The sequence below is a fragment of the Serratia symbiotica (Periphyllus acericola) genome (assembly GCF_964019515.1).
In the GTDB taxonomy this organism is placed as follows: Bacteria; Pseudomonadota; Gammaproteobacteria; order Enterobacterales; family Enterobacteriaceae; genus Serratia; species Serratia symbiotica_D.
Genome location: NZ_OZ026452.1, coordinates 548,732 through 575,183, shown reverse-complemented (window position 1 = coordinate 575,183; position 26,452 = coordinate 548,732). Strand labels below are relative to the sequence as shown.

The following is a 26,452-nucleotide window of genomic DNA, read 5'->3' as shown; positions in this document are numbered from 1 at the left end:
TGAGGAACACTGTATGATTTTCTTTAGTACCGGCAATATATTGGTGCATATCCCCCTTGGTGTGGGCTGTTACGATTTATCGTGGATTGAAGCCGTCGGCACGCTGTTTGGTCTGTTATGCACTTGGTGCGCCAGCAAAGAAAAGATCATCAATTACCTCTTCGGTCTGATTAACGTCACGTTGTTCGCGGTGATTTTCTTCCAAATCCAGCTCTATGCCAGCCTGTTGCTGCAACTATTTTTCTTTGGTGCCAATATCTATGGCTGGTATGCTTGGAGCCGTCAGACGCACAACCATCAGGCTTTGCTGCGGATCCGCTGGTTGTCGCTGCCGAAGGCGCTAGTATGGGCAGCAGTGGGTGCCAGCGGCATTGCCCTGATGGCGGTTAATATCGACCGCGTGTTCGCTTGGCTTGCGCAGATTGCGGTAGCGATGATGCAGGCGCTAAAGATCAGTGTGCAGATACCGGCCTTGCAACCGGATGCTTTCCCATTTTGGGATTCAGCAATGACGGTGTTGTCTATCGTGGCGATGATCCTCATGACGCGCAAATATGTCGAGAACTGGCTGCTATGGGTAGTGATCGACGTGGTCAGCGTAGCTATTTTCGCCTATAAGGGCGTCTACACAATGGCACTGGAATACATCATCCTGACCCTGATCGCCCTCAACGGCTCTTGGCTGTGGATCAAAAGTGCCCGCCAGAATGATTCCTGCCCGTTATCTTCTGCACAATAATTTATGCAAATGGGGCATTTTGCCCCCTGCTGATATCCAGTGATGATGCGTGCGTGATGGATAAGCCGATGCCGATAAAACAGGTTAATTTGGCCGTTCGGCAAAGGTGATTTATAGGTGCCGTTCACTTAGGCAAGATTGGTGGGATCTATGCACTATGAAATACCCTTCTATACCAATGGAAAAGCAATGAATTAGCAAAACGACGACTTACGCATTAACGAAATCAAGGAACTCCTGCCACCGGTTGCTTTTTTAGAGAAGTCTCAAGCCACTGAACGCGCGGTAGAGAAGTTATCGCAAGCGCGCTGCGCCATTCATAATATCCTCCGCGGCAGCGATGATCGCCTGCTAGTGGTGATCGGTCCATGCTCTATTCATGATACTCAAGCGGCCAGGGAATATGCGGTGCGCCTGCTGACTCTGCGCGAAGAGCTAAACGGCGAGTTGGAAGTGGTGATGCGCGTTTACTTTGAAAAGCCGCGCACTACCGTGGGTTGGAAAGGACTAATTAACGATCCGCAGATGGATAACAGCTTCCATATCAACGATGGCCTGCGTTTTGCGCGTAAATTGCTGCTGGGAATCAACGATAGCGGCTTGCCAACTGCTGGCTAGTTCATTGATATGATCACCCCGCAGTACCTGGCAGATCTGATGAGTTGAGGGGCCATCGGCGCACGTACGACCGAATCTCAGGTGCACCGTGAGCTGGCTTCCGGCATGTCTTGCCCAGTCGGCTTCAAAAATGGCACCGATGGCACTATCAAGGTGGCGATTGACGCCATCAACGCGGCCAGCGCCCCGCATTGCTTCCTGTCAGTGACCAAGTGGGGTTATTCGGCGATCGTCAATACCAGCTGGTAACGGCGACTGTCATATCATTCTGCGCGGCAGTAAAGAACCGAACTACAGTGCAGCGCATGTCAAAGAGGTCAAAGATGGCCTGACCAAAGCAGGGTTGAAGGCGCAGGTGATGCTCGATTTAAGCCACGCCAACAGCAGCAAGCAGTTTAAGAAGCAGCTTGACGTGAATGCTGATATTTGCGGCCAGATCGCTGGTGGTGAAAAAGCGATTATCGGTGTGATGATTTAAAGCCATCTGGTAGAAGGCAATCAGAGTTTGGAAAGTGGCGAATCATTGGTTTACGGCAAAAGCGTGACCGATTCCGCATCGGTTGGCAAGATACTGAAACCGTGCTGCGGGAACTGGAGGCGGCGGTGAAAGTGCGCCGCCGTGGCTAATGTTTCTACCTATTTTTTGCCTGACTAGTCCTACTATAGGTTGACACTTTTCAGCCTTATAACGCCCGATGAGACTCATCGGGCGTTTTGTATTTTAGCGGCAGAGGGGGAGGCATCTAATTAGTAGAAGCTGTGCTTTTCAGTAAAGGGATCGATGGATTTTTCATGTAGAGCAATAGAACGTGAGAAGCAGAGAGTTTTGCGAACCACTCTTTTGAGGCGTGTACTATTCGCTTCAGCGCAAGTTTTTTAAAGTGCGGATAACCCTGTTGATACCGATATTAAGCGTTGTTGCTGTATCGCCAACCCAGCGCCATATCAACGATTGGCTCTTTAACGCCTGGCTTTCTGCCTGATAAGTGTAGGTGAGTTGGAATATACACCGGCCATCACGATAGGGAGGCGCTCCTGGCCCTTTAGGGTTTGGTACGCTGAAATCATCTCAACGAGTTCGGCAGTATCGATGAATTGAAGCAAGCGATAGCGGAATACCTCCATTACTACAACAACGAAAGAATCAGTCGGAAAGCCAAAGGCCTGAGTTCGCTATCATACCGAACCCAGCCCTTGAAATCCGCTTAATCTGAACTGTCCAACTGAATGGGGTGCAGTTCATTTTCACCAGACATTTTGTCACATAAACGGATAAAAATTACTTCGCCTCACCCTGGTTTTGCCACGGCAGCCGCTTTAGCGGCGATTTCGTCTGCATTGCCCAAATAGTAGCGCTTGATCGGCTTAAAGTTGTCATCGAAATCATACACCAATGGCACTCCGGTTGGGATGTTCAGCTCAAGGATCTCATCCTCGCTCAGGTTATCCAGGTATTTCACCATTGCGCGCAGCGAGTTGCCGTGAGCCGCTACGATAACGCGCTCACCGCTCTTGATGCGTGGCAAGATCTCTTCGTTCCAATATGTGATAACGCGATCGATGGTCAGCGCCAAGCTTTCGGTTAGCGGCAGCTCTTGCTCAGTGAGCGCGCTGTAGCGCGGATCGTAGCCTGGGTAGCGTTCATCTTCTTTAGTCAGTTCTGGCGGGGTCACAGCGAAACCACGACGCCATTGTTTGACCTGTTCATCGCCATATTTCTCAGCGGTTTCTGCCTTGTTCAGGCCTTGTAGAGCGCCATAGTGACGCTCGTTCAGCTTCCAGGATTTTTTACTGGGTAGCCAGGCTTGGTTCAGCTCGTCGAGGATATGCCACAGAGTGTGGATAGCACGCTTTAGTACGGAGGTATAGGCGAAATCGAAAGAAAAACCTTCGTCTTTCAACAAATTGCCTGCTGCTTTCGCTTCAGCACGGCCTTTATCCGACAAATCAACATCATACCAACCGGTGAAGCGATTTTCATTGTTCCACTGGCTTTCACCGTGACGCACAATAACCAGCTTAGTTACAGGCATAGCTTAACTCCTCAATAATCTGATAGTTCAATGATAATGAAAATCATTATATTGCCGCTGCCTGGGCCTCGGCAATCGATAGCGTCTCACCATAGCCAATTTATCGCTGCAAAGTAAGGGGGGCCGAGGAAAAGCTGAATCGATCAGGTGGGAAGGACTGGAAGAAGAGGCACGGCGAAGCTTTATCTCGCCGCGCCCTGGTATGGAAAAAATCAGGCTGATTTCTTCAGGCAGGCGCTCATAAAGGTTTTACGCTCATTGCCTTTCAGGCTTTTGGCTTTGGCATCAGCATTACAGTCTTTCATCTTTTGCTGCTGCATCGATCAGGTGGGAAGGACTGGAAGGGGTCAAGGATTTGCCGACAGTGGAGGAGCTTTTAGCCTTCAGACAGGTGCTCATAAAGGTAGAGCGGTTTTCGCCTTTCAGCGATTTGGTGGAAGCTTGATGGTTGCAATTGGTCCATACGTTTTTGCTGGGCCGCCTGCGCCGGAGAAGGCGTTTTCACAGCCATATCGGCTGCCACCAGGTTAGTACTCAGCATGAAGCTTCCCAGAACCAATAATGGAAATGCAGTAATCAGACGCATAAATATTCCTTAAGCTATTGATAGGGCCAGCATTGGCCGAAAATTGTGTCGTCATACGAGACGTTGTACTTATCACGGTATACCCGTCATACTTTACGTTTCCTGGGCGTTCGCTTTCCTAAATCACCCCAGTCACTTATGGGGGTAAACGCATGGAGATCTGCTGCCTTGCCGCCTTCTTACAACTCGAATTATTTAGGGTATAGCACTGATTTTAATGCGCACTTTGAAATAAGGAAAGGTAAACACCAACAGACAAAATGGGTACAAAGGTAAGCATTTATAAAAAATCTCATGCTACAGGGGCATTGATACTTCTTCTCAGGGCTGAAGTTTATGGCTGTTGATACCATGGAAAGGTGAAGAACAACAGGTGAGCCAAGTTAAGCCCGAAATGGAACAGGGGCGGCACCCACAGCCGACCACTCCACATCCAGGCCAGGCCATAAATCAAACCGGCCAGCGTGGCGAACATCACCATCCACATGCCGCCAGCTAGGTGCCCTGCGCCGAATATTAGCGCTGTGATAATCAACGCTGGCCAGGCACTTAGCCACTGGCTGAGACGTTGTTGCAGGTAACCGCGAAACAGTGCCTCTTCAGCCATTTAGGTGAAGAATAGATTGGCCATGGCATACTGTAAGAGCCAGGATGGGGTATGCAACTCTATCTTCAGCCTACCTAGCGTGACGGCCAACAGCAGGAACGGTACTAGCGCTTTATCGAAGTGGTAATATAAGGTGAAAGGTGTGCTGAGTTGGACGGTTTTTTCACCGTTTATCATGAAGGGGTTATGAATGCCTGGCACCAGGTGCAAGAATAGCGCCAGGCAACTCGCGACCAGCAATGTTTCAACAGTTATCGCCAGGTGACGTATGGCGTGAAAGTGATATCTCAGCCATACCAGCGTGGCGATAACCAGCAGGTATCCTAGGCTGAGTGGCGTCAACACGCCATGATAAAGCCCCATAGCCGCAGACGCAGCCAAAATTAGCCAGGTTAACAGTCGGTTAAACAGCAAGAAAAATAACGAAGCAGCAAGTACGCCCCACATAAAGATATCTCTTTAAATGTCTACGGCGCTGAGTGTCAAAGTGCCGCGCAAATATGGCGAAGTGAAGTTGAGTACCAGGTTGGATAGTAGCACAGCAAGGGAGCATATCCAGGGTGTACGGGTTTTTGCCATAGTTCAATCATATCTCCAGATGCTGTTGCCCGTATTCCAACGGTGTGACGCGGATTGGCGATCCGCTTTTGCTAGAGTTTCAGGTAAGAAGAATTTTGGCCTGTATAACGCGCCCTGTCGGCTGTAAAAGTTTTAGTACCTATCCCATTAGGCTATTTTATTTGCCATATTGGCCCTTAGCAGTACTTCCCTGTACGCTGAGGTGGTTGCGCGCTGTCGGTGTATAAACTGGCGGCAACAATATACACATACTGGGATAGGTTCTTATTGTTGCCGATTAGGTCATTAAAGCGCAAAAAGCCACGTTTGTGAAGTGAACCCCGAAAGTTGGACATCCAACGATTAGGTGTTTTGCATTTCAATGTGCAGAAAAAAATACTCTATTGCATTCAAGCAGCAGGTTGTTCATCACTATATGAACAGCGATCACGGAGCGAAAAGAACGGCGTTGTTGAATAAATCGAACATTTGGCCGGGACGAGGATCCGATCACTCTCCTTCTGTCAAAATAGCGATATTCCGTGGCCCAGCAAAAGTTCAACATCACCAACTGGAAGGCTTACAACAATGCCCTTACCACTCGGGGTTCACTCAATTTCTCGGTGGATGAAACGGCACTTCACTCCTGGTATTGCGAGGCAAAACCTTCTCTGCGTGGTCGCCGACAACATTATTCCGATATGACAATCACCAGCGTATTGATGCTGAAACAAATTTTATGCCTGACACTTCGCGCTCTCCAGGGCTTCGTCAACTCCATTGTCACACTGATCAAAGTGCCGTTGAACTGCCCGGACGACACCTGCATCAGTAAGCGGGCAAAGTCCGGCCATGTCCCGTTTAAAACCGCAACGCCGGGTGAAATTGCGCACCTCGTTATCGACTCTAGCGGGCTCAACGTGTTGGGTGAAGGGGAGTGGAAAGTAAAAAAATACGGTCAGGAAAAACGGCGGATCTGGCGAAAACTGCATTTGGCCGTAGATACAGAAACACATGAGGTCATCTGTGCTGACCTTTCCTTGAGCAATGTCACCGATACCGAAGCCTTCCCAGGTCTCATCCGCCAGAGGTACCGTAAAATCAAAGTCGCCTCGGCGGATCGGGCTTAGGATACGCGAGTTTGTGATCATGAGTTAAGGCGCAAGAAGCTCAGGGCGTTAATACCGCCTAGAAGCGGAGCCCGTTATTGGTCGGCAGACTATGCAGAGCGCAATCAAGCGGTGGCGAACCAGCGCCTTACCGGAGAAAACACACGGTGGAAAAATATCACAGGCTACCACCGACGTTGGATAGCGGCAACAGCGAGGTACAGAGTAAAAAAGCTATTTGGTGGTCACCTGTCGCTGCGAGATTATAATGTGCAAGTTGCAGAGGCGATGGCCATGATCTGTGCATTAAACAAGATGACGCTTGCCGGTATGCCAGAAAGTGTACGCGTTGCCTGAAAGATGCCCATTCATGGGACTCTTTCAGGGGACTTTTTATTCCAAATCTGATTTATTCAACAACGCCTCGCAGACGTTGCAGCAGTCACTGAAAGATTTAGAGCGCGGCTACAATAATTTCTTCCAGAAGCGTGCAGCATTCCCCCGTTTAAAAAAACGCGTGCAGAATGGTGCATTGCGCTACCCACAAGGTGTGAAGCTCAATCAAGCCAATAGTCGTATATCGTTGCCAAAGTTGGGATGGATACGCTACCGCAACAGCCGCGAAATTATAGGTGAAGTGAAAAATGTCACCATCAGCCAGTCATGCAGCAAATGGTACGTCAGCATCCAGACAGCATACGAAGTTACTGAACCCGTTCATAACTCAGCGTCAATGGTCGGAGTGGATGCCGGAGTCACCAAACTCGCTACGCTTTCAGATGGCACGGTATACCCGCCCGTCAACAGCTTCAAAACAAGCCAGCACAAGCTGGCAATACTTCAGCGTCAGTTAAGCAGAAAGGTAAAATTCAGCGCCAACTGGCAGAAACATAAGCGAAAAATCCAGCATCTACACTCGCACATTGCCAATATTCGGCGCGACTACCTTCATAAAATCACCAGTGAAATCTGCAAAAACCACGCAATGATCGTCATTGAAGACTTGAAGGTCAGTAACATGTCAAAGTCGGCAACAGGCACGGCAGAGCAGCACGGGCGAAACGTCAGAGCTAGATCAGGCTTAAACCGCTCGATACTGGTCAGGGATGGTATGAAATGCGTCGTCAACTTGAGTACAAGCAGCTCTGGCGAAGAGCACAGGTACTAGCAGTATCTGCGGCATATACCAGCCAGCGGGGTGCATGCTGCGGTCATACAGCGAAAGAAAACCGCCTGTCGCAAAGTAAATTTGTGTGTCAGATATGTGGATACACCACGAACGCCAATGGAGGGATAGTGCAGTCAGACCCCGCCCGTTAAAGCAGGAACCCACCCAGGTGAGTCAGCTTTCGGTCTGAACGCTGTAGGAATCCCCGTCCTTTAGGCCGGGAGGATTTCAAAGCGATTATCCTAATATTCCTACTTGCTACGCAGCGCTTTGATGGCACCTTTACGCACTTTACCTTCCAAGCGACGTAATTTAGCCCTTCTGCTGGGCCTGGTCGCTTTGCGTGTGTTTTCCACCACCATCGCCTGCTGGATCACCGCCGCCAAGCGGGCAAGCGCCGCATCGCGGTTTAATTCCTGACTGCGATATTCCTGCGCTTTAATAATCACTACGCCCGCAGCACTTATCAAATGATGATTAAAGGCTAGCAGCTTTTCCTTATAATGCTCTGGCAGGCTGGAGGCGCGGATGTCAAAGCGCAAGTGGATTGCCGTTGAAGTTTTGTTCATATGTTGGCCACCCACGCCCTGCGCACGGATCACCGTCAACTCCAGTTAATTATCTGGAATGGCGACATTTCTTGACAGTTCCAGCACGGATAAACCCTGCGCCTGTTGCCACTCAGCAAACTGGATTTCAAGACTATTCTGGGCGTCAGATAGCCAGATAGTTGCCTCTTGTAGCGAGGCTTGCAGTTGCAGATTGCGGTTAGCTAACGCCGTCAGCCGCGCCAACTGCTCATCATCCAGAAAACGCACGCTCAAGTTTTTATAGCGAGCCAGCTTGCCCTGCATGCTTCGCCACCAAATGTGTCAGGCACGCTCGCCATAGGCATAATACCAACACTCGTGGTGACTGGTTGCAGGCTTTTTTGATGCGTTTCTCATCCGGCAGGCTCATTTCGATACACATTTACAGCCCATTGTGGTCGTTACGCTGCCAAATATCTGGTTCGTCTTCAACGCTCAGGCCCTTGGTAAACACCAGCCGTTCGTCAGCGTGACAAATCCAAGCTAGCAGGCGCAACATCATGCGCTGTGGTGTTTCCGAAGGATGCTGTGCCAAAGTTAACGCGGCATCGTAGTAGAAGTGGCGATCCATATCAGCGATATTGACTGTTGCTTTATAAATGGTTGCTTTCAGCGCTATATGGAACCTCATCATTTTATCAGGTAGCAGTGTACTTGATCTGTCAGCGTGTAGGGGCTAATAACTCCACAATGGCTGTGCTACAGTCGTCTAGATAGGGGAAAATTCTGCGAACCTACGCTTCATCGCTATATTAGCCTGCGGTGAAACAGACGTTCTTAAGGGAAAGAAACTGTACAACAACATTACTGTGAGCTAGTACGCCGTTTTACGCCGAGATTGGCAATGGAAATCTCGGCTACATGCCTGATATGCTCGCATATGTGTGTTAAAGGTATTGGACGATGTCGCTGCGAATAACGCGTTATCGTCCTCCATTAGGGAACAGGCGGCCTTTGCCACCGCTAACTTATTGGTGAGCGACTATGTTGATGAATGATGAGTACCAATCCATCAATTGCGATGACTATCAAAGCCTGGAACTCACCTGCCAGCATAACTACATTCTGAAGCTAGAGTTACGCGACGGAGAAAAACTCGAAGGCAAAGCCAACAAACTGAAATTTACCAAGGGTATCGATTACCTGATTATCGATCAGGCTGGCAATGATTTCAGTTTAAGTCTGGATCACATCCTCAGTTTCACTCACCCGAAAATCGGTACTGTTGTCGTCAGCCTCTCCGACTGATAACGACAGTAACTTCATGTCATCATTGCGCCTTAACGTTATGATTCTTATCCCAATGCAGCCGCCACGGTTGTTCCTTCTCTGGCACCCTACCCTCTTCGCAGACAAATGCGCCCAGCGCAGCGATAAGCTGCTCATCATAATAGATCAGGGGGATGCGTTCACGCAGCCAAGGGGGAACACCCAACTCCTGCCACAGCTTTTTAATCGGTAGCGAACGGGCGCGCCCGACGATGCGGACGCTACCCTGTGCGCTAAAACGGACGCTGACCTGCTTTGCGGGCTGTGGGGAGCGCAGATGCATTTTCCCTTTGCCACTGATTAAGTGGCCTAACCCATCGGGCAACGTCAATGGCGCGGTTCGTGACCAATTTAGACGAATATCGCGTAGGTTCGCCATCAGCGGCAGTAAATATAACCGACCATGGAAGCGGCGAATTTGATAGGTTCCCAGTTGCAACCGGGGTGAAGCGTCCACACGACTGAGCGCTACTTCATCCCACAGGTGCTGCAATTGCTCACGCGAAGGCAGGGTGACATCTTGGCGTGCAATCCAACGGCGCAACAGGGCAAAACGACATGCCGGTGAACATCCCAGTAGACCCTCGATCACCAGTGAGTTGTCTTCCGCCAATAAAGTACGCAACTGGTCAGCCAACAGCTCGTCCAACAATTGTTCTTGTTCGGCACACAGGCTAGCGCTGCGGGCGACCGCCGATGTAAAGTGAGACCAGCGCTGGTTCAGTAGCGGCAGCACTTGCAACCGCAGAAAATTGCGGTCAAAACGCGGATTTTGATTGCTGTCGTCGTATATCCAGGATAACTGGTGCTGCTGTGCATAAGCCTCGAGCCGCAGGCGAGAACAGCCAAGCAGTGGCCGTAATAACACATGGTTAGCCAGCCTGCCACACGCCGCCATCGCCGATAGCCCGGCTGGGCCGCTACCGCGTTTGAGCGCCAACAGAAAGGTTTCGCTTTGATCGTCAAGATGCTGGGCGGTAATCAGGATCTCATCGGCTTTCAGCGTTGCGTTAAAGGCGTCATAACGTGCTGTGCGCGCTGCTGCTTCGATGCCACCCGCACGGTCATCCACTTGAACCCGTTGCACCGTCAGCGGCACCCGCCAGGCTGCGCATTGCCGCCCACAGTGATCTGCCCAGGTATCAGCAAACGCACTCAAGCCATGATGCACATGCACTGCTCGTAGCTGAAATTCTGGATGCTGCTGGCGCAACTGCGCCAGCAAGTGCAACAACACCGTGGAATCCAGCCCGCCGCTGAACGTCACCAGCAATTGCCGATGCTCACCCAGTTGGTGCGCGACCTGAGCCGCTAATTGATTGGTTTCCATTGATAAGATTTATCACTTCTATACCCAAAAGCGTCAGTACTTAAGAACCGTTGGCTCCTGGGTTGGCTGATGCAAACCGGCAACGTGGATAAGTCAAAACAGTTCGATACTTCACTCCCCACTGAAGCCAGAATATCACCGTAAACATGCTGGCTAGCCGTGTATTCCTAGCCAATGATGGAAGCAGGACACACCTGACATAGTGCCAACATCCTTCTATGTCAGAACGCTTTGCCCTGTTCATTGTTGGCTAAGCACCTACCCCTAAGCGTACATTGTTGCAGCCAGTTTGTACACGGACAGCGCGGAATAGCCGGAGTTTACATGGAGTACGTGAGCATTGTGAGCACTGCCCAGGGCCAAAATGGCAAATAAAATAGCCTAATGGGATAGGCCCTAAGTGCCTGTGCAGATGTACCACGTCCACCAGCAACAAGCTCAAGGGTAGCTTAGCACAGCGCATCCTATCAAAACGCCGCCCTAGAATAAACTCAGCAGTAGCCGTAACTCATCAGGCGCTGGTAGCGACGGCTCAGCAGTTCTTCGTTGCTCAGACCATCGAGATCTTTCAGGTCAGCCAAAAACTGCGCTTTCAGCGAAGCAGCCATCGCCGACACGTCGCGGTGAGCGGAACCTAGCGGTTCGGGGATCACCGAGTCGATTAGCTTCAGCTTTTTTAGACGCGCTGCAGTGATACCCATTGCTTCTGCGGCCAATGGTGCCTTGTCGGCGCTCTTCCACAGGATCGATGCGCAACCTTCCGGCGAGATCACCGAGTAGGTGCTGTATTGCAACATATTCACTTTATCGCCCACACCGATCGCCAGCGCGCCGCCGGAACCGCCTTCACCGATCACCGTACAAATCACCGGCACATTCAAACGCGACATCTCACGCAGGTTGCGCGCGATAGCTTCAGACTGTCCGCGCTCTTCCGCACCCACACCCGGATAAGCACCCGGTGTGTCGATAAAGGTAATGATCGGCAGCTTGAAGCGGGAAGCCATTTCCATCAGACGCAGCGCCTTACGGTAGCCTTCGGGTGCCGACATGCCGAAATTACGGCGGATTTTCTCTTTGGTTTCGCGACCTTTCTGATGACCAATAATCATCACCGGGCGTCCATCCAGGCGCGCAATGCCACCAACGATCGCTTTATCATCAGCATAGGCGCGGTCGCCTGCCAACTCCTCGAAGTCGCTAAAGATGTGTTTGATATAATCCAGGGTATAAGGACGGCGCGGGTGGCGTGCCAGTAGGGCGATCTGCCAAGCACCAAGATTGGCAAAAATCTTGCGCGTCAGTTCAACGCTCTTTTCACGCAGGCGTTGAACCTCTTCGTCCAGATTAATATCTAATTTTTCGTCTTGACGGCTGACGGCTGTCAGCGAGTCAATTTTCGCTTCCAGCTCTGCAATCGGCTGTTCAAAATCAAGAAAATTCAGACTCATAACATTCCTATTTTAGTCAAATTCCAGTTCCACCTGCTCATTGCCTACCAAAGTCCGCAAATCTATCAACAAGCGGTCAGTGGGCGTCACGCGCCAGGTTGCGCCAAAACGCAGCCTGGCCTGAGCATCTTCCCGCTGATAGTAGAGGTACACTGGGATCGTCCCCGAACGATGGGGTTCCAACGACTGGCGGAGACGGTTCAAAAGCTGGTCATTAATTTGCCTGTCCATCAGCGAGACAGCAAGCCCACGCGCGTATTTTTCACGAGCTTCACTGATATCCATTACCTCGCGAGCCATCATTTTAAGCCCGCCGCTAAAGTCATCAAAGCTAACCTGCCCAGTGGCGATCAGGATACGGTCTTTTTCCAGCAAATGCTGGTATTTTTCTAGCGCCTCGGTGAATAGCATTACCTCCAGACGGCCTGAGCGGTCATCCAGCGTACAAATACCGATGCGGTTGCCGCGCTTGGTGACCATCACTCGCGCGGCAACCACCAGACCAACAGCGGTAGTCATCTTGCCCCGATCCGTCGGATGCATGTCTTTCAAACGCTGACCACCGGCATAGCGTTCGATTTCCTTCAGATACTGAGTGATCGGGTGGCCGGTGAGGTATAGCCCCAACGTCTCCCGCTCACCGGCCAGCACCACCTGCTCCTGCCAGCGGGGCACATTAGCGTAGGATTGCTCCACTTGCTCCGGTGCTTCCGACAGCACACCAAACATGTCTACCTGGCCTATGGCTTCGGCTTTGGCATGCTGATCGGCTGCCTTCAACGCATCGCCTAATGAGTTCATCAGCGCAGCACGGTGCGGCCCCAAGCGATCGAACGCCCCAGACATGATCAACTTTTCCAGAATGCGACGGTTCAGCTTCTTAATGTCGGAACGTGCGCAAAGATCAAACAAATCTTTAAAGTAGCCCTGCCCGCCACTGTTACGCGCTTCAATAATAGCTTCGATCGGCCCCTCACCCACACCTTTAATCGCGCCAATGCCATAGACGATTTCACCCTCATTGTTGACGTGGAAACGGTACTGCCCGCTGTTGATGTCCGGCGGCAGGATCTTCAGCCCCATGCGCCAACATTCATCCACCAGCCCCACCACCTTATCGGTATTGTCCATATCTGCGGTCATTACTGCCGCCATAAACGCGGCCGGATAGTGTGCTTTCAGCCATAGCGTTTGGTAAGACACCAATGCGTAGGCGGCAGAGTGAGATTTATTGAAACCGTAACCGGCGAATTTTTCCACCAGATCGAAAATCCTGACCGACAATTCACCGTCGATGCCACGTAATTTCGCACCATCTTCAAAACCACCACGCTGCTTGGCCATTTCGACCGGGTTCTTCTTACCCATCGCACGGCGCAGCATGTCCGCGCCACCCAGTGTATAACCAGCCAGTACCTGAGCTATCTGCATCACTTGTTCTTGATACAGAATGATACCGTAGGTCGGTTCCAACACTGGCTTGAGCGACTCATGCTGCCACTGGATATCCGGGTAGGAGATCTCTTCACGCCCGTGTTTACGGTCAATGAAGTTATCGACCATACCCGATTGCAGCGGACCAGGGCGGAATAGTGCCACCAATGCGATCATGTCTTCGAAACAGTCGGGTTTCAGGCGTTTAATCAGGTCTTTCATTCCGCGCGATTCAAGCTGGAACACCGCAGTGGTTTCCGAGCGCTGCAACATGTCAAAGCTTTTCTTATCATTCAGCGGGATGGCAGCGATATCGATCGGCGGCTCACCGCTTTTGGCACGCCGTGCGTTGATCATCTCCAGCGCCCAGTCGATAATGCTCAAAGTACGCAGGCCAAGGAAGTCAAACTTCACCAGCCCGGCATATTCTACGTCGTTTTTGTCAAACTGGGTCACCGGGTGGTGGCCTTCGGCATCGCAGTAAAGCGGCGCAAAGTCGGTGATTTTGGTCGGTGCGATCACCACGCCGCCAGCGTGTTTGCCGGCGTTGCGCGTCACCCCTTCCAGCTTGCGCGCCATGTCGATCAGCGCTTTGACTTCTTCATCGGCTTCATAAATTTCAGGTAGTTGCGGTTCGGCGACAAACGCCTTCTCCAGCGTCATGCCCGGATCAGGCGGCACCAATTTGGCAATGCGATCAACGAAGCCATACGGATAACCCAGCACGCGGCCCACATCGCGGATCACCGCTTTCGCCGCCATGGTGCCAAAAGTGATAATCTGCGATACTGCTTCACGGCCATACATTTCCGACACATGATCGATCACCAGATCGCGCTTTTCCATGCAGAAATCGACGTCAAAGTCTGGCATCGAAACGCGTTCCGGGTTGAGGAAACGTTCGAACAGTAGGTCAAATTCCAGCGGATCAAGGTCGGTGATTTTCAGCGCGTAGGCCACCAGTGAACCAGCACCAGAACCACGTCCTGGCCCTACCGGGACGTGGTTGTCCTTCGACCACTGGATGAACTCCATGACGATCAAAAAGTAACCAGGGAATCCCATCTGGCTGATCACTTTCAACTCAACATCCAGACGCTCGTCATATTCCTGGCGACGCTGGGCGCGCACTTCATGATCTGGGAACAGGAACGTGAGGCGCTCTTCCAGCCCTTCCTTCGACTTGAGCACCAGAAAATCCTCTGTGGTCATGTCGCCAGTCGGGAACTGTGGCAGAAAGTATTCACCCAAGCGAATGGTCACGTTACAACGTTTGGCGATCTCGACGCTGTTAAGCAGCGCTTCCGGGATATCGGCGAACAGTTCGCACATGTCGTCTTCACTGCGCATATATTGCTGTGGGCTATAGTTGCGCGGGCGCTTGGGATCATCCAACGTAAAGCCTTCGTGGATGGCTACGCGAATTTCATGGGCATCGAAGTCGTCTTCTTCCAGAAAACGCACGTCATTGGTGGCCACCACCGGCAAACCACGCTCAGTGGCTAACGCCACAGCAGCGTGCAGATAGTTTTCTTCGTCTGGACGGCCGGTGCGGATCAGTTCCAGGTAGTAACAATCAGGGAAATACTGCTGGTAGAAATCCAGACACTGCTCAACCTGCGGCTGGTTGCCGCGCAGCAGAAATTTGCCGACGTCGCCGTGCCGCGCGCCTGACAGCAACAGCAGCCCTTCACGGTGTTCGATCAGCCAGTCGCGATCGATAATCGGCCCAGCATAACCATAGCCGCGCTGATAGGTGCGGGAAATAAGCAGTGTCAAATTCTGGTAGCCTGCGCTGTTGGTGGCCAATACCGTGAGCTGCGCCAACTCATCGCCCAGCACGTCGCTTTGCACATGGAGATCCGCGCCGATGATCGGTTTAATCCCCGCGCCATGCGCACTACCGTAGAACTTCACCAGACCGCACAAGTTGGTAAAGTCGGTGATTGCCAAAGCAGGCATGGCTAAGGCAGCAGCTCTCTTCACCAAAGGCACAATCTTTGCTAATCCATCAATCATCGAGTAGTCACTGTGAACACGCAAGTGAATGAAATGGGGTTCGGCCATATCCAGATACCTGAATGAAGTGGCTCGGCATACCGAGCTAAGGTTAACGCTTACGCATTGCAGCTTATAGCTCCAGCGCCCTTCTCACCGGGGCAAAACTGCGGCGGTGGTGTTCGGTCGCCCCCAGCACAGCCAGTTGCTCCATATGGAAGGCGGTCGGGTAGCCCTTGTGCTGCGCGAAGCCGTAGCCAGGGAACACACGATCTAACTCAATCATTTCCAGATCGCGTGTGACCTTAGCAAGAATCGACGCCGCGCTGATTTCCGCCACGCGGCTGTCGCCCTTCACCACCGCCTGCGAGCGCATCGGTAACGTTGGGCAGCGGTTACCGTCGATCAGCACCATATCCGGTACAATAGACAACCCAGCAACCGCCCTCTGCATCGCCAGCATAGTAGCGTGCAGAATATTCAACCTGTCAATCTCTTCCGGCTCAGCACGCCCCTGGCTCCAGGACAATGCCTTGGCGATAATTTCCTCATACAGTGCCAGGCGGCGCTTTTCACTGAGCTTTTTCGAGTCCGCCAAGCCGACGATCGGCTGCGCTTGATCGAGGATCACCGCGGCGGTCACCACGGCACCAACCAGCGGGCCACGACCCACCTCATCTACACCGGCAATCAGCAGTGCAGCGGGATAGATAAAAGGTTTAATCATGCTAACGCCCCTTCCAACACCGCCTGAGCGGCCTGTTCATCGGCACCACAGCGGATGCTTTGGTGCAAGGTCAGGAAGGCCTGCTTCAGTTTTTCACTCTGCGAGCTGTCTTCCAGCAACGGCATCAACGCCGCTGCTAGCTTGTCCGGCACGCAATCATTTTGCAGTAGCTCGGTAACAATTTCTCGTCCCGCCAGCAGGTTGGGTAGTGATACATAAGGAGTCTTCACCAGCCGTTGCGCCAGCCAAAAGGTAAACGACTTCATGCGGTAACCCACCACCATCGGACACTTGGCCAGCATGCACTCCAGCGCAGCAGTGCCCGATGCCAACAACGCCGCGTTGCTGGCTATCATCGCTTTGCGCCCCTGCCCGTTCAGCAGATGTACAGTCAGCTCCGGAGCCACCTCAGCCTTGATGCGTTCGAACTGCTCGCGCCGCTTGGCGTTGAGCAACGGCACCACCACTTCCAGATCTGGATAATGGCTACGCAACTGTTGCGCGGTTTTCAGGAAATCAGCACTCAGTATCTCGACTTCTGCGCTGCGGCTGCCGGGCAACAGCGCCAGACAACTAACCTGTGGGTCAATATCCAACGCAACACGTGCTGCCAGTCGATCCGGCTGTAGTGGCATAGCATCCGCCATGGTGTGGCCGATAAACCGGCACGGAACGTTGAAAAGGTCATAAAACGCTTTTTCGAAAGGGAGAATGGCCAGCACCAAATCAGTGGCTTTGCCAATTTTGAAAACGCGCTTCTGACGCCAAGCCCAGACCGATGGGCTGACATAGTGGATAGTGCGAATGCCGCGCTGCTTAAGACGGCCTTCCAGCGTGATGTTAAAGTCCGGCGCATCGATACCGACAAACACATCCGGCTTTAGGTCGCTGAAGCGGCGGGTCAAATCCTTGCGGAGCTTTAGTAGGCGTGGCAAACACTCCATCACTTCCACCACGCCCATTACCGCCAGTTCTTCCATTTCGTACCAGGCTTCACAGCCTTCAGCCTGCATAAGTGGGCCAGCGACGCCAACAAAACGCGCGTTGGGTACCCGTGCCTTGAGCGCGCGGATTAATCCGGTGCCTAGAATATCACCGGAGGTTTCTCCGACGACTAATCCAATAGTCAGTGGGCGCTTTGGCATAAGTCAGCGAATTATACCACGGGTTGAACGGGTGAAAAAATCGAGGAACTGCTGTACCACTGGCTGCTCTTTGGCTAGAGCTTCGATTTCTGCCTTCGCTTGATCCAGCGTTTTTTCACGGCGATAAAGGATCTTGTAAGCGTTACGGATCGTCTGGATCTCATCCTTATCAAAACCTCGGCGTTTCAGGCCAATAGCGTTAACGCCGATCGGCATAGCACGGTTACCCTGGGCGATGACGAAAGGAGGCACATCCTGAGCAACGCCGGAGCATCCCCCCACTATCACATGCGCGCCAATAATGCAGAATTGATGGATCGCCGTCATACCGCCTATAATGGCATAGTCATCGACCTCAACATGCCCCGCCAACGTAGCGTTGTTAGCCAGCACACAGGCGTTACAGACCACACAATCATGTGCAATGTGCACGTTAACCATCAGCAGGTTGTCATTACCTACTTTAGTCAGGCCAGTTCCCTGCGCAGTACCGCGATGGATGGTGACACTTTCGCGGATGCGATTGCGGTCACCCACTTCAACGCGCGTTGGCTCGCCTGCGTATTTCAAATCTTGATTCACTTCACCAATGGAGGCGAACTGATAGATCTGGTTATCGCGGCCAATGTTGGTTATGCCGTTCACCACAACATGAGATTTCAGTACCGTGCCAATGCCGATTTCCACCTGAGAGCCGACATAGCAGCAGGCACCAATATATACACCGGCACCAATAACAGCGCCTTCCTCGACTATCGCACTGGGGTGGATAAAGGCAGTTTCGTCAATCACGGATTAAGCCTCCCTGCTGCGGGCACACATCATGGTTGCTTCGCAGACAATTTTACCATCAACTATCGCCACGCCCTTAAAACGCGTCAAACCACGACGGGTTTTCTCAAAGGTGACTTCCATGATCATCTGATCGCCAGGCACTACCGGATGCTTGAAGCGAGCTTCGTCAATACCGGCGAAATAGTACAGCTCGGTCAGCTCCAGTTTACCGACGCTTTTAAACGCCAATATGCCGGTGGCTTGTGCCATGGCTTCCAAAATCAATACACCTGGGAAAATCGGTTTTCCAGGGAAATGTCCTTGGAAAAACGGCTCATTAACAGATACGTTCTTCACCGCACGGAGGAACTTGTGCTCCTCAAAATCGAGGACGCGATCAACCAGTAAGAACGGGTAACGGTGAGGAAGCAGTTCCAAAATTTCTGCAATATCCAGAGTATGAGTGTCAGTAATCAAAATACTCTTCCTGTCTTTAAAACTGATGACATTAACAACACGGCCTGCGCTGACCCCAGAAGAGATCATCGTACGGGACGCAAATTAGCAACTCTTTATACTTTTGGTCTCATGACAAACGCGTTTTGTATAGTACTCAGTATGGTGGGCGAGTAGGTGATTAGACCCTTCATCTGACAAACTGCATTTTTGTTAGCTGCCTTCGCTCACCTCAGTCACATAACAGTCTATGCTCCAAGGGATTATGAGCCTTTTCTGAGGCTCCCCCCTGCGCTATTTAAACCGTTTTATGACTTATTTGTCGCTCAGTTACCGCGCTATAATGCAGCGTACCATTTATCAGGTATCGTCTTTTCCAACTTTTCGTTCTACAGCTTTCAAGCGCTTGCTAATCTCATCGATATTCATCACCAACGCAGCGGTTTTACGCCAAACCTTGTTGGGTTGTAACGGAATGCCCGATGAGTATACCCCAGGTTCAGTGATAGGTCGCATGACCATTCCCATTCCGGTGACCACTACCTTATCAGCAATGGCCATATGGCCATTGAGCACGCTGGCACCGCCGATCTGGCAATAACGGCCCATTTTCAAGCTGCCTGCCATGATCACACCGCCAGCAACGGCAGTATTGTCGCCAATCACCACATTGTGTGCAATCTGGCATTGGTTGTCGATGATAACACCGTTCCCAATCAGGGTGTTATCCAACGCGCCTCGGTCAATGGTGGTGCAAGCGCCAATCTCTACACGATCACCAATAATCACCGTACCCAACTGCGGGATCTTTATCCAGTTACCGCGTTCGTTGGCATAGCCAAAGCCATCAGCACCGATCACTGTACCGGACTGGATCAAACAATGCTGGCCGATCTCGACCTCATGATAAATAGTGACGTTAGCCCATAGACGCGTACCCGCGCCGATACGTGCACATTTACCGATAAAGCAGCCTGGGCCGATGACCATGTGATCGCCAAGTACTGCACCTGGCTCGATCACCGCATTCGCCCCAATGGCGACATGCTGCCCCAGCGTTGCTGTAGGCGAAATCACCGCGCTTGGCGAGATTTCCTGTGCGGGAAGTGGGGTAGTATCCATTAACTGCGCCATGTACGCATAAGTTAGGTAAGGGTTTTTAACCACCAGCGCCGCAGAACGGCAGTGGGGTAAATCTGCCTCGGTGAGCACCACAGCGCTCGCATGGCAGGAGGCCAGTTTCTCTTGATAGCGACTGTTTGACAAAAACGTGATTTGGCCAGCCTGTGCCGAATGCATTGAGGCAATGCCGATGATGACGAGTTCGCCATCACCGTGCAATTGTGCATTCAACTGCTGCGCTAAATCAGCCAGTCGAATTGAAAACATGTTGTTATTTAACCTGTTTCAGCACTTCAGCCGTGATGTCTTTAGAAGAACTTACGTAGGCAACAGCATTAGCGTCGATCACTACGTCATAGCCCTCTTTGCTGGCAACAGATTTCACCACATCCTGAATACGGCTAAGGATTTTGTTACGCTCTTCCATCTGACGGTGGCGGTTATCCTGCTCGAAAGCCTGTGCTTTCCGAGAGAACTGCTCGCGCTGCGTCATCACTTCTTTTTCCAACTTGCTGCGCTCGCTGGCTTTCATGGTAGCACCATCCCGCTGTAGACGCTGCATTTTGGTCTGAAGGCTATGCTCCATGTTCTGGAGTTCGACCGCACGGCCTTTAAACTCATTTTCCAGTTGTTTATCCACGGTCTCACGTGCTGGCAACTGTTGGAAGATGCTGGAGACGTTAACGGCAGCGATTTTATCTGCTGCCTGAACACCCGCTGAAGCAGCCATTACTAAACCGAGGCCTGAGGCACAAAACCACTTTTTCACTATAGACTCCTTACCATCTACACATTTGTATCAAATGACACCGAAGTACACAATCTGCCAGACTTATCCTGCTAAACACGATGAGATGCAACTCCCCGCTCACGGATGCCTGGCATTTGCGATTCTTGAAATACCTATCATACTTCGCGTTGCCTGTGCGTTAGCCTTCCTCGCTCACCCCAGTCAGTGACTGGGGTAAACTCCGGTGGATTAATGAACCTCATTCCTTAGGTTCAGCCTGCGGACCAGCACAAGCACTGCTTAAATCGGTTCCCGACTGACCTGTCACTGCGTTGCTGCCTCCTGCAACTCGCATTATTTAGGGTATAACTTCTTTTTTGGCCTGAGGCGAAACCCTTTACCAGGTTTTACCAATGTTAAACTGGAACTGTTCAGACTTGTCGCCATAGTGTTTTTTTAGCGGTTTAGCATAGGAAAATACCAACGGCCCCAGCGGTGACATCCATTGTAACGCGACACCGAAAGAAGCACGAATATTGCTTACCTTGTTGTAATAAGGCACATCGTACTTGAGAGTATCAGCGGTATTCTGCCATTTGGTATCCCACACCGTACCCGTATCCAAGAACAGAGAGGTACGCACCGATTTGGCATATTTCTCACTAATAAATGGTGTTGGGGTAATCAATTCCAGGCTAGCGACCGCCATGGCATTACCGCCTACGGCATCATCTGAATTATAAATCTTTGTCTTGTCGGCACAGCTATGCGAGTGGGTATTATAGTATACCGCCTTAGGGCCAATGGTGTTGGACTGGAAACCGCGCAAGGTGCTCGAACCGCCTGCATAGAAATTTTCATAGAACGGTGTTTCCTTGCCGCCCAGACCATCGGCGTAACCCAGACGGCCACGCCCCAACAACACCCAGGTGTGATCATTGTTGATAGGCACATACTGCACGCTATCCAAGGTTACTTTATAGTATTTGTTGTCCGAGCCAGGAATGGTGACCTTGCCGTTCAACGTGGTGCGGTTACCCGAAGTCGGGAAGTAGCCGCGATCCAGATCATTGTGAGTCCAGCCCAGATTTAAGGTAAAGTCGTCGGTTGAGTAGATGGCGCGATCGGCAGTGTTCGGCTCCATCACCACTGACTTCAAGTAGCGCCACATGGCGATTTGAGGCTGCATGTTCGACAGAGCGTTATGCACATAGAACAGACCGCTACGCAACGAGTTGTTTTCGCTGATCGGGAAACCCAGAGTGCCATCAAACCCATAACTCTTATTGGTATAATCAGAAAGATCGGCGTTATCCGCTTTAAAGTTGTTATAGAAAACCCGGCCACCCAAGCTCACGCCATCCATAGTGAAGTACGGGTCAGTGACCGACAGTTCAGTATAAGTCTGGTAATTGTTCTTAGATCCATTGATGCCGACGGAATAACCGGTACCCAGCCAATTGTCCTGCTGCATGCCCATTTTGAAGCTGACACCGCTTTCTGTGCCATAGCCAATGCTGAAGTTGAAACTACCGGTGTTACGCTCTTTCACTTTGTAGATGACGTCAACCTGATCGGCGCTACTCGGCACACGCTGGGTTTCCACATCAACTGTCTCGAAATAACCCAGACGATTCAGACGCTCTTTACCCTGTTCGACCTGAACGTTTCCCAACCAAGCTCCTTCCATCTGACGCATTTCACGGCGCAATACGGAATCTTTACTGGTATCGTTACCTTCAAACTTAATACGACGCACGTAGAAGCGATTACTCGCATCAACATTTACATGGAGTGTGACGGTTTTATCCTGGTCGCTAGTTTCTAGCTGGGTGGCGACACGCGGGTAGGCGTAACCGTAACGGCCAAACATCGTCTTGATGTTGTCTTCCATTTTGGTCAATTTACCGCCGTTATACAGTTCGCCCGGTTCGATTTTAGTCAACTGGGCAACTTCCTGCGAGTGCCCCGCCAAGTTGCCATTCACTACCACCTTAGATAGTTTGTACTGTCCGCCTTCAGTCATGTTGATGGTAATGTAGATGCCTTTTTTATCTGGCGTCAAACTAACTTGGGTAGAATCGATGTTGAAGCGCGCGTAACCGCGATCCAGATAGAAGCTGCGCAGATTTTCGAGATCGCCCGACAGTTTCTGTTTCTGATATTTGCGATCGCCGACCAAGTTCCACCACAGCACTTCGTCACGCAGTTGGAAACGTGAGATCAGTTCATCATTGGTGAAAGCATGGTTACCAACGATATTGATTTGTTGGATCTTGGCAGAGACCCCTTCCGTGAACACCAATTTCAGATCGACACGGTTGCGCGGCAACGGTGTCACTACGGCTTTCACCGATGCACTATATTTACCGACGCTGTAGTAGAAATCTTCCAACCCTTTTTCAATGCTGGAAATCGTGGTGCGGTCAAGGGCCTCGCCAACCCGAACGCCAGAGACTTCCAGGTTCTGCCTGAGCATGTCATCTTTTACCGACTTGTTGCCGGAGAAAGTAATGCGGGCGATGGTAGGACGTTCCTTAACCTGAACAATCAGCGTATTACCATCACGTAGCACGCGAACGTCCTCGAAATTGCTGGTGGCAAACAAAGCACGGATGGTATTACCGATATCATCGTCAGTGATGGTATCGCCTACGCGAACCGGCATGTTAAGCAGCGCCGCACCGACAGCGACCCGTTGCAGCCCTTCGAAATGAATGTCCTTCACTACGAACCCGTCCGCACCATATACGGTGGCGCTGCTAAACAGCAGCGACGCTATGAGCAACTTTTTTATCGCCATCGTTGTTATGCGTTCTTCCTAACCAACCTATCCCCGCCCCTAAAGGCGAGAAAAATCATTGAAAAGTGCAAGACCCATAAGCAATACCAGCATGATCGAACCCATGCGGTAGCTGTAATCCAGTACTCGCTCAGAAACCGGCCTCCCCTTCAACTTTTCCATCGCCAGGAAGAGGAGATGCCCACCATCTAACACCGGTAAAGGGAACAGATTGATGATCCCTAGGTTGACACTAATTAAAGCCAGGAACATCAGATAATACACCAATCCGCTCCCGGCTGACGCCCCCGCTCCCTGCGCAATTGAAATCGGGCCACTCAGGTTACTCAGCTTTACATCACCGCTTATCAATTTACCTAGCATGCTGAACGTAAGCCGCATCAGATACCATGTTTTGTCACTGGCTTGATACAGCGCAGGGAGAAATCCATATTGATGAATTGTCTTATACTCTTCCGACAGAGGCAGCACTTTCGGAATGATGCCAGCAAACCCTACCGATTTGCCTTTTCCCATCGCTTTTGTATCTGGTATCAGCGTCAAAAACAAGAGGAGGCCGTTTCTTTCGATCTCCAAAGCCAGCGGCTTGCCTGGGCTATAGTGAATTCGCTTAACCAACGTTTGCCAACCATCCAGCCGTTGATCATCGATTTTGACTATCCTATCTCCTACGTGTAACCCTGCCTTTTGCGCCGCTGAATCCGGCTGCACTTCGGCAAGCACTGATTCTATCTGTGGGCCGCGTGGAATAATACCCAGCGCCACCACGGGGTCCTGTTTATCTGGTTCAAAGTTCCACTGGCGTAGATCCAGAGTCTTGATCACCTGTTGCGAAGAACAGAACAGTGCCATACCCACCTCGGTTTGCCTGTCACCAATCTTCGCCACTAACGCCAGACGAACGGATTCCCAATCAGGCGTTTCGATACCATCAACCGACTTAAGTTCCATTCCGGGCGAAATTTCGGCCTTTGCGGCGATGGACTGCGGCGAGATTTCACCGACGACTGGACGGAAGGCTGGAACACCGATGATGAACACCAGCCAATAAGCCAGAATAGCAAACAAGAAGTTGGCGATGGGACCAGCACTGACGATCGCTGCGCGCTGCCAGATGGGTTTATTGTTGAAAGCCTTGTGGCGGCGTGCAGGCGCAACTGCCTCCACCCGCTCATCCAGCATCTTCACATAGCCACCCAGCGGGATAAGAGCGATAACATACTCCGTACCCTGACGGTCAGTGCGGCACCACAGGGCACGGCCAAATCCGATACAGAAGCGTTCTACACGCACACCACATAGGCGGGCAACCCAAAAATGCCCGAACTCGTGGACGGTGACTAATGCACCAAGCGCCACCAAAAACGCCAACAGGTTCCGGAGTATACTAAACATTATCCCTTCACTCCCCGCCATTGACGGATTAAAACACTAACAGCATCATCCAGGCAAATACAGGCACGGCTGCGGTCAGGCTGTCGATACGATCCAGTATACCGCCATGGCCCGGTATCAGACGCCCACTGTCTTTAATACCTGCTTCACGTTTGAACATGCTTTCGACCAGATCACCTAGTACCGAAGCTAACGCGGCGATCACCGAACAGACCAACAGGGTGACCGGCACTATATTCAGTGGTGCATAGCGGCCAAACAGCCATGCAATCAACGCTGAAGTCATTAGCCCGCCAATCAGCCCTTCCCAAGTCTTGCCCGGAGAAACCTTCGGTGCCAGTTTATGCTTGCCGAACAGTTTACCGAATATGTAAGCACCGGAATCCACGCCCCATACCAGCAACATCACATACAATAGCCACCAAGCACCGGCAAAATGGTTCTCTACATAGCCACACTGACGTAGCGCCAGCATACTCCAGAAGAAAGGCACGATGGTCAGCAGGCCGAAAAGCAAGCGCAGTGAACGCGAATGACGCCAGACTTCTGCCGACTGGGGATAAAACAGCACTAGCAGTAGTGCAGTCAGCCACCAGGCCAACGACAACCATAGCGAGCCGTCCATCAGCGAAAGGTCAACGGCACGGGAATATGCGGGAACGCTGAGCATCATCAGCGCCAACACAAAGCCGCACATTATCGCCAACAAAATGCGTTTCGGGCGGGAAGTAAAACCGGCCAATTGACCCCATTCCCAAGCAGCTAACATGCACACCACCAGAGTTATCAAGACAAAAATCAACGGCGGCAGCAAAAACAGAACTGCGATAACCAGCGGAATTAAAATCACAGCAGTTATGAGGCGATACTTCAGCAAATGTTTCCCCCGGGAGGCATAGGTGCCGATACGATAGGTGTTTTTCCCCCGAAGCGACGCTCACGTTGTGAAAATGCATTCAGCGCATCTTCAAAGACATGTTCATCAAAATCAGGCCAGAGAACATCGGTAAAGTAAAGCTCGGTATAAGCAATTTGCCACAGCAGGAAGTTGCTGATGCGATGTTCACCGCCGGTGCGAATAACTAAATCTACCGGTGCCAAATCGCTCATACAGACACACTGGCTCAATAATTCTTCGCTGATCTGTTCCGAGCGCAACATTCCGCCTTGTATCTGTTCAGCCAGTTTCTTTATTCCCTGAATGATATCCCAACGGCCACCGTAATTAGCAGCAATGTTAAGCGTCAAGCCATTGTTATTTTTCGTCATTTGCTCAGAGCGATGAATGCGCTCCTGCAGACGCTTGCTGAAACGGCTGATATCACCGATCACTCGCAGCCTGACATTATGCTTATGCAGACCTTTTAATTCACTATCCAGGGCATGAACAAACAGCGCCATCAACGCGGAAACTTCCTGTATCGATCGGTTCCAGTTTTCGCTACTGAAAGCATAAAGCGTCAGCGCTTCTAAACGGTTGCTAGTGGCAAAGCTCACTGCACGGCGTACCGATTTCACCCCTGCTTTATGACCGAAGACACGTAATTTGCCCTGACGTTTAGCCCAACGTCCATTACCATCCATAATGATGGCAACGTGGCGTGCCCCTAAGTGGAACGGATTAGCCTCTTGTGGATTTGCGGACACCATAACTGGTACTTATTTCCTCAATAGAAATATATAGCTGATTTTCTTTAATATAATGTTTTTATTATAAAAAATCCATGTGTCCGATACAGCTCTGTAATATCTCCCTCCGATACCAGAAATTTCTGAACCGCTATCTGCATTGGCAAATGCCAATACAGGA

At 51.2% G+C, this 26,452-nt stretch carries 19 protein-coding genes and 9 pseudogenes; 8 read left to right on the top strand and 20 right to left on the bottom strand.

Features of this window, described 5'->3' with window-relative positions; all coding sequences use genetic code 11:
* Positions 1–13 precede the first annotated feature (13 nt).
* Together pnuC and aroG are read left to right on the top strand one after the other, a co-directional pair.
* Positions 14–739 (top strand): nicotinamide riboside transporter PnuC, encoded by a 726-nt coding sequence (pnuC, locus tag AACL06_RS03255; RefSeq protein WP_339037860.1) that lies wholly within the window; start codon positions 14–16, stop codon positions 737–739.
* A gap of 216 nt (positions 740–955) precedes the next feature.
* Positions 956–1,984: pseudogene (gene aroG / locus AACL06_RS03250) on the top strand (3-deoxy-7-phosphoheptulonate synthase AroG).
* A 120-nt stretch (positions 1,985–2,104) separates the two neighbouring features.
* Here the strand turns inward: aroG and AACL06_RS10540 are convergent.
* Together AACL06_RS10540 and AACL06_RS10535 are read right to left on the bottom strand one after the other, a co-directional pair.
* Positions 2,105–2,194 (bottom strand): IS1 family transposase, encoded by a 90-nt coding sequence (locus AACL06_RS10540; RefSeq protein WP_425336928.1) that lies wholly within the window; start codon positions 2,192–2,194, stop codon positions 2,105–2,107.
* Positions 2,195–2,225: 31 nt separating this feature from the next.
* Positions 2,226–2,408, bottom strand: a pseudogene (locus AACL06_RS10535) (IS1-like element transposase); the annotation flags it as partial.
* Between the two features lie 44 nt (positions 2,409–2,452).
* Between AACL06_RS10535 and AACL06_RS03240 the strand changes: the two are divergent.
* The gene (locus AACL06_RS03240) at positions 2,453–2,566 is read left to right on the top strand and encodes an IS3 family transposase (RefSeq protein ID WP_425336927.1); all 114 of its coding nucleotides are present in this window, start codon (positions 2,453–2,455) and stop codon (positions 2,564–2,566) included.
* A gap of 70 nt (positions 2,567–2,636) precedes the next feature.
* Here AACL06_RS03240 and gpmA read toward each other — a convergent pair.
* The 3 pseudogenes from gpmA to AACL06_RS03225 all read right to left on the bottom strand — a co-directional run bounded on the left by gpmA (position 2,637) and on the right by AACL06_RS03225 (position 5,030).
* Positions 2,637–3,390: pseudogene (gene gpmA, locus AACL06_RS03235) on the bottom strand (2,3-diphosphoglycerate-dependent phosphoglycerate mutase).
* Positions 3,391–3,602: 212 nt separating this feature from the next.
* Positions 3,603–3,976 (bottom strand): annotated as a pseudogene (locus tag AACL06_RS03230) (PsiF family protein).
* A 334-nt stretch (positions 3,977–4,310) separates the two neighbouring features.
* A pseudogene (locus AACL06_RS03225) lies at positions 4,311–5,030 on the bottom strand (CPBP family intramembrane glutamic endopeptidase).
* A 580-nt stretch (positions 5,031–5,610) separates the two neighbouring features.
* Here AACL06_RS03225 and AACL06_RS03220 point away from each other — a divergent pair.
* From AACL06_RS03220 to AACL06_RS03210, 3 genes and pseudogenes are all read left to right on the top strand, one after another.
* On the top strand, positions 5,611–5,772 hold the full coding sequence (locus AACL06_RS03220) for a hypothetical protein (protein WP_339037856.1): 162 nt from the start codon (positions 5,611–5,613) through the stop codon (positions 5,770–5,772).
* A pseudogene (locus tag AACL06_RS03215) lies at positions 5,705–6,607 on the top strand (IS5 family transposase). The gene AACL06_RS03220 and the pseudogene AACL06_RS03215 overlap by 68 nt, the downstream one beginning before the upstream one ends.
* A gap of 67 nt (positions 6,608–6,674) precedes the next feature.
* Positions 6,675–7,608 (top strand): annotated as a pseudogene (locus AACL06_RS03210) (RNA-guided endonuclease InsQ/TnpB family protein); the annotation flags it as partial.
* 61 nt (positions 7,609–7,669) lie between these two features.
* Here the strand turns inward: AACL06_RS03210 and arfB are convergent.
* Both arfB and AACL06_RS03200 read right to left on the bottom strand, forming a co-directional pair.
* On the bottom strand, positions 7,670–8,032 hold the full coding sequence (arfB, locus tag AACL06_RS03205) for an alternative ribosome rescue aminoacyl-tRNA hydrolase ArfB (RefSeq protein WP_339038249.1): 363 nt from the start codon (positions 8,030–8,032) through the stop codon (positions 7,670–7,672).
* Positions 8,033–8,627: pseudogene (locus AACL06_RS03200) on the bottom strand (YaeQ family protein).
* A gap of 180 nt (positions 8,628–8,807) precedes the next feature.
* On the opposite strand from AACL06_RS03200, the pseudogene AACL06_RS03195 reads away from it, so the two are divergent.
* Both AACL06_RS03195 and rof read left to right on the top strand, forming a co-directional pair.
* Positions 8,808–9,006: pseudogene (locus tag AACL06_RS03195) on the top strand (YaeP family protein); the annotation flags it as partial.
* Positions 8,993–9,256: a Rho-binding antiterminator gene (rof, locus tag AACL06_RS03190; protein ID WP_339037853.1), complete on the top strand. Its 264-nt coding sequence runs from the start codon at positions 8,993–8,995 to the stop codon at positions 9,254–9,256. The pseudogene AACL06_RS03195 and the gene rof, both read left to right, overlap by 14 nt.
* Positions 9,257–9,278: 22 nt before the next feature.
* On the opposite strand, the gene tilS is transcribed toward rof, so the two are convergent.
* From tilS to ispU, 13 genes are all read right to left on the bottom strand, one after another.
* Positions 9,279–10,607 carry a tRNA lysidine(34) synthetase TilS gene (tilS, locus tag AACL06_RS03185; protein ID WP_339037852.1) on the bottom strand — a complete coding sequence of 443 codons (1,329 nt, stop codon included), beginning with the start codon at positions 10,605–10,607 and terminating at the stop codon, positions 9,279–9,281.
* A 491-nt stretch (positions 10,608–11,098) separates the two neighbouring features.
* Positions 11,099–12,058 (bottom strand): acetyl-CoA carboxylase carboxyl transferase subunit alpha, encoded by a 960-nt coding sequence (accA, locus tag AACL06_RS03180; protein WP_339037849.1) that lies wholly within the window; start codon positions 12,056–12,058, stop codon positions 11,099–11,101.
* A 12-nt stretch (positions 12,059–12,070) separates the two neighbouring features.
* Positions 12,071–15,559: a DNA polymerase III subunit alpha gene (dnaE, locus tag AACL06_RS03175; RefSeq protein ID WP_339037847.1), complete on the bottom strand. Its 3,489-nt coding sequence runs from the start codon at positions 15,557–15,559 to the stop codon at positions 12,071–12,073.
* 64 nt (positions 15,560–15,623) lie between these two features.
* Positions 15,624–16,217, bottom strand: coding sequence for a ribonuclease HII (rnhB, locus tag AACL06_RS03170; RefSeq protein WP_339037845.1), 594 nt, complete (start codon positions 16,215–16,217; stop codon positions 15,624–15,626).
* Positions 16,214–17,362, bottom strand: coding sequence for a lipid-A-disaccharide synthase (lpxB, locus tag AACL06_RS03165; RefSeq protein WP_339037843.1), 1,149 nt, complete (start codon positions 17,360–17,362; stop codon positions 16,214–16,216). The genes rnhB and lpxB overlap by 4 nt, the downstream gene beginning before the upstream one ends.
* A gap of 3 nt (positions 17,363–17,365) precedes the next feature.
* Complete coding sequence (lpxA, locus tag AACL06_RS03160; RefSeq protein ID WP_339037841.1) at positions 17,366–18,154, bottom strand: acyl-ACP--UDP-N-acetylglucosamine O-acyltransferase; 789 nt, start codon at positions 18,152–18,154, stop codon at positions 17,366–17,368.
* Between the two features lie 3 nt (positions 18,155–18,157).
* Positions 18,158–18,613 carry a 3-hydroxyacyl-ACP dehydratase FabZ gene (fabZ, locus tag AACL06_RS03155; RefSeq protein ID WP_339037838.1) on the bottom strand — a complete coding sequence of 152 codons (456 nt, stop codon included), beginning with the start codon at positions 18,611–18,613 and terminating at the stop codon, positions 18,158–18,160.
* A gap of 339 nt (positions 18,614–18,952) precedes the next feature.
* On the bottom strand, positions 18,953–19,981 hold the full coding sequence (gene lpxD, locus AACL06_RS03150; protein ID WP_339037836.1) for a UDP-3-O-(3-hydroxymyristoyl)glucosamine N-acyltransferase: 1,029 nt from the start codon (positions 19,979–19,981) through the stop codon (positions 18,953–18,955).
* A 4-nt stretch (positions 19,982–19,985) separates the two neighbouring features.
* Positions 19,986–20,483, bottom strand: coding sequence for a molecular chaperone Skp (skp, locus tag AACL06_RS03145; protein ID WP_339037834.1), 498 nt, complete (start codon positions 20,481–20,483; stop codon positions 19,986–19,988).
* 358 nt (positions 20,484–20,841) lie between these two features.
* Positions 20,842–23,247 carry an outer membrane protein assembly factor BamA gene (gene bamA / locus AACL06_RS03140; protein WP_339037832.1) on the bottom strand — a complete coding sequence of 802 codons (2,406 nt, stop codon included), beginning with the start codon at positions 23,245–23,247 and terminating at the stop codon, positions 20,842–20,844.
* 39 nt (positions 23,248–23,286) lie between these two features.
* Positions 23,287–24,642 carry a sigma E protease regulator RseP gene (gene rseP, locus AACL06_RS03135; protein ID WP_339037830.1) on the bottom strand — a complete coding sequence of 452 codons (1,356 nt, stop codon included), beginning with the start codon at positions 24,640–24,642 and terminating at the stop codon, positions 23,287–23,289.
* 28 nt (positions 24,643–24,670) lie between these two features.
* The gene (cdsA, locus tag AACL06_RS03130) at positions 24,671–25,519 is read right to left on the bottom strand and encodes a phosphatidate cytidylyltransferase (protein WP_339037828.1); all 849 of its coding nucleotides are present in this window, start codon (positions 25,517–25,519) and stop codon (positions 24,671–24,673) included.
* The gene (gene ispU / locus AACL06_RS03125) at positions 25,513–26,292 is read right to left on the bottom strand and encodes a (2E,6E)-farnesyl-diphosphate-specific ditrans,polycis-undecaprenyl-diphosphate synthase (protein WP_339037826.1); all 780 of its coding nucleotides are present in this window, start codon (positions 26,290–26,292) and stop codon (positions 25,513–25,515) included. Before ispU ends, cdsA begins: the two co-directional genes overlap by 7 nt.
* Positions 26,293–26,452 lie beyond the last annotated feature (160 nt).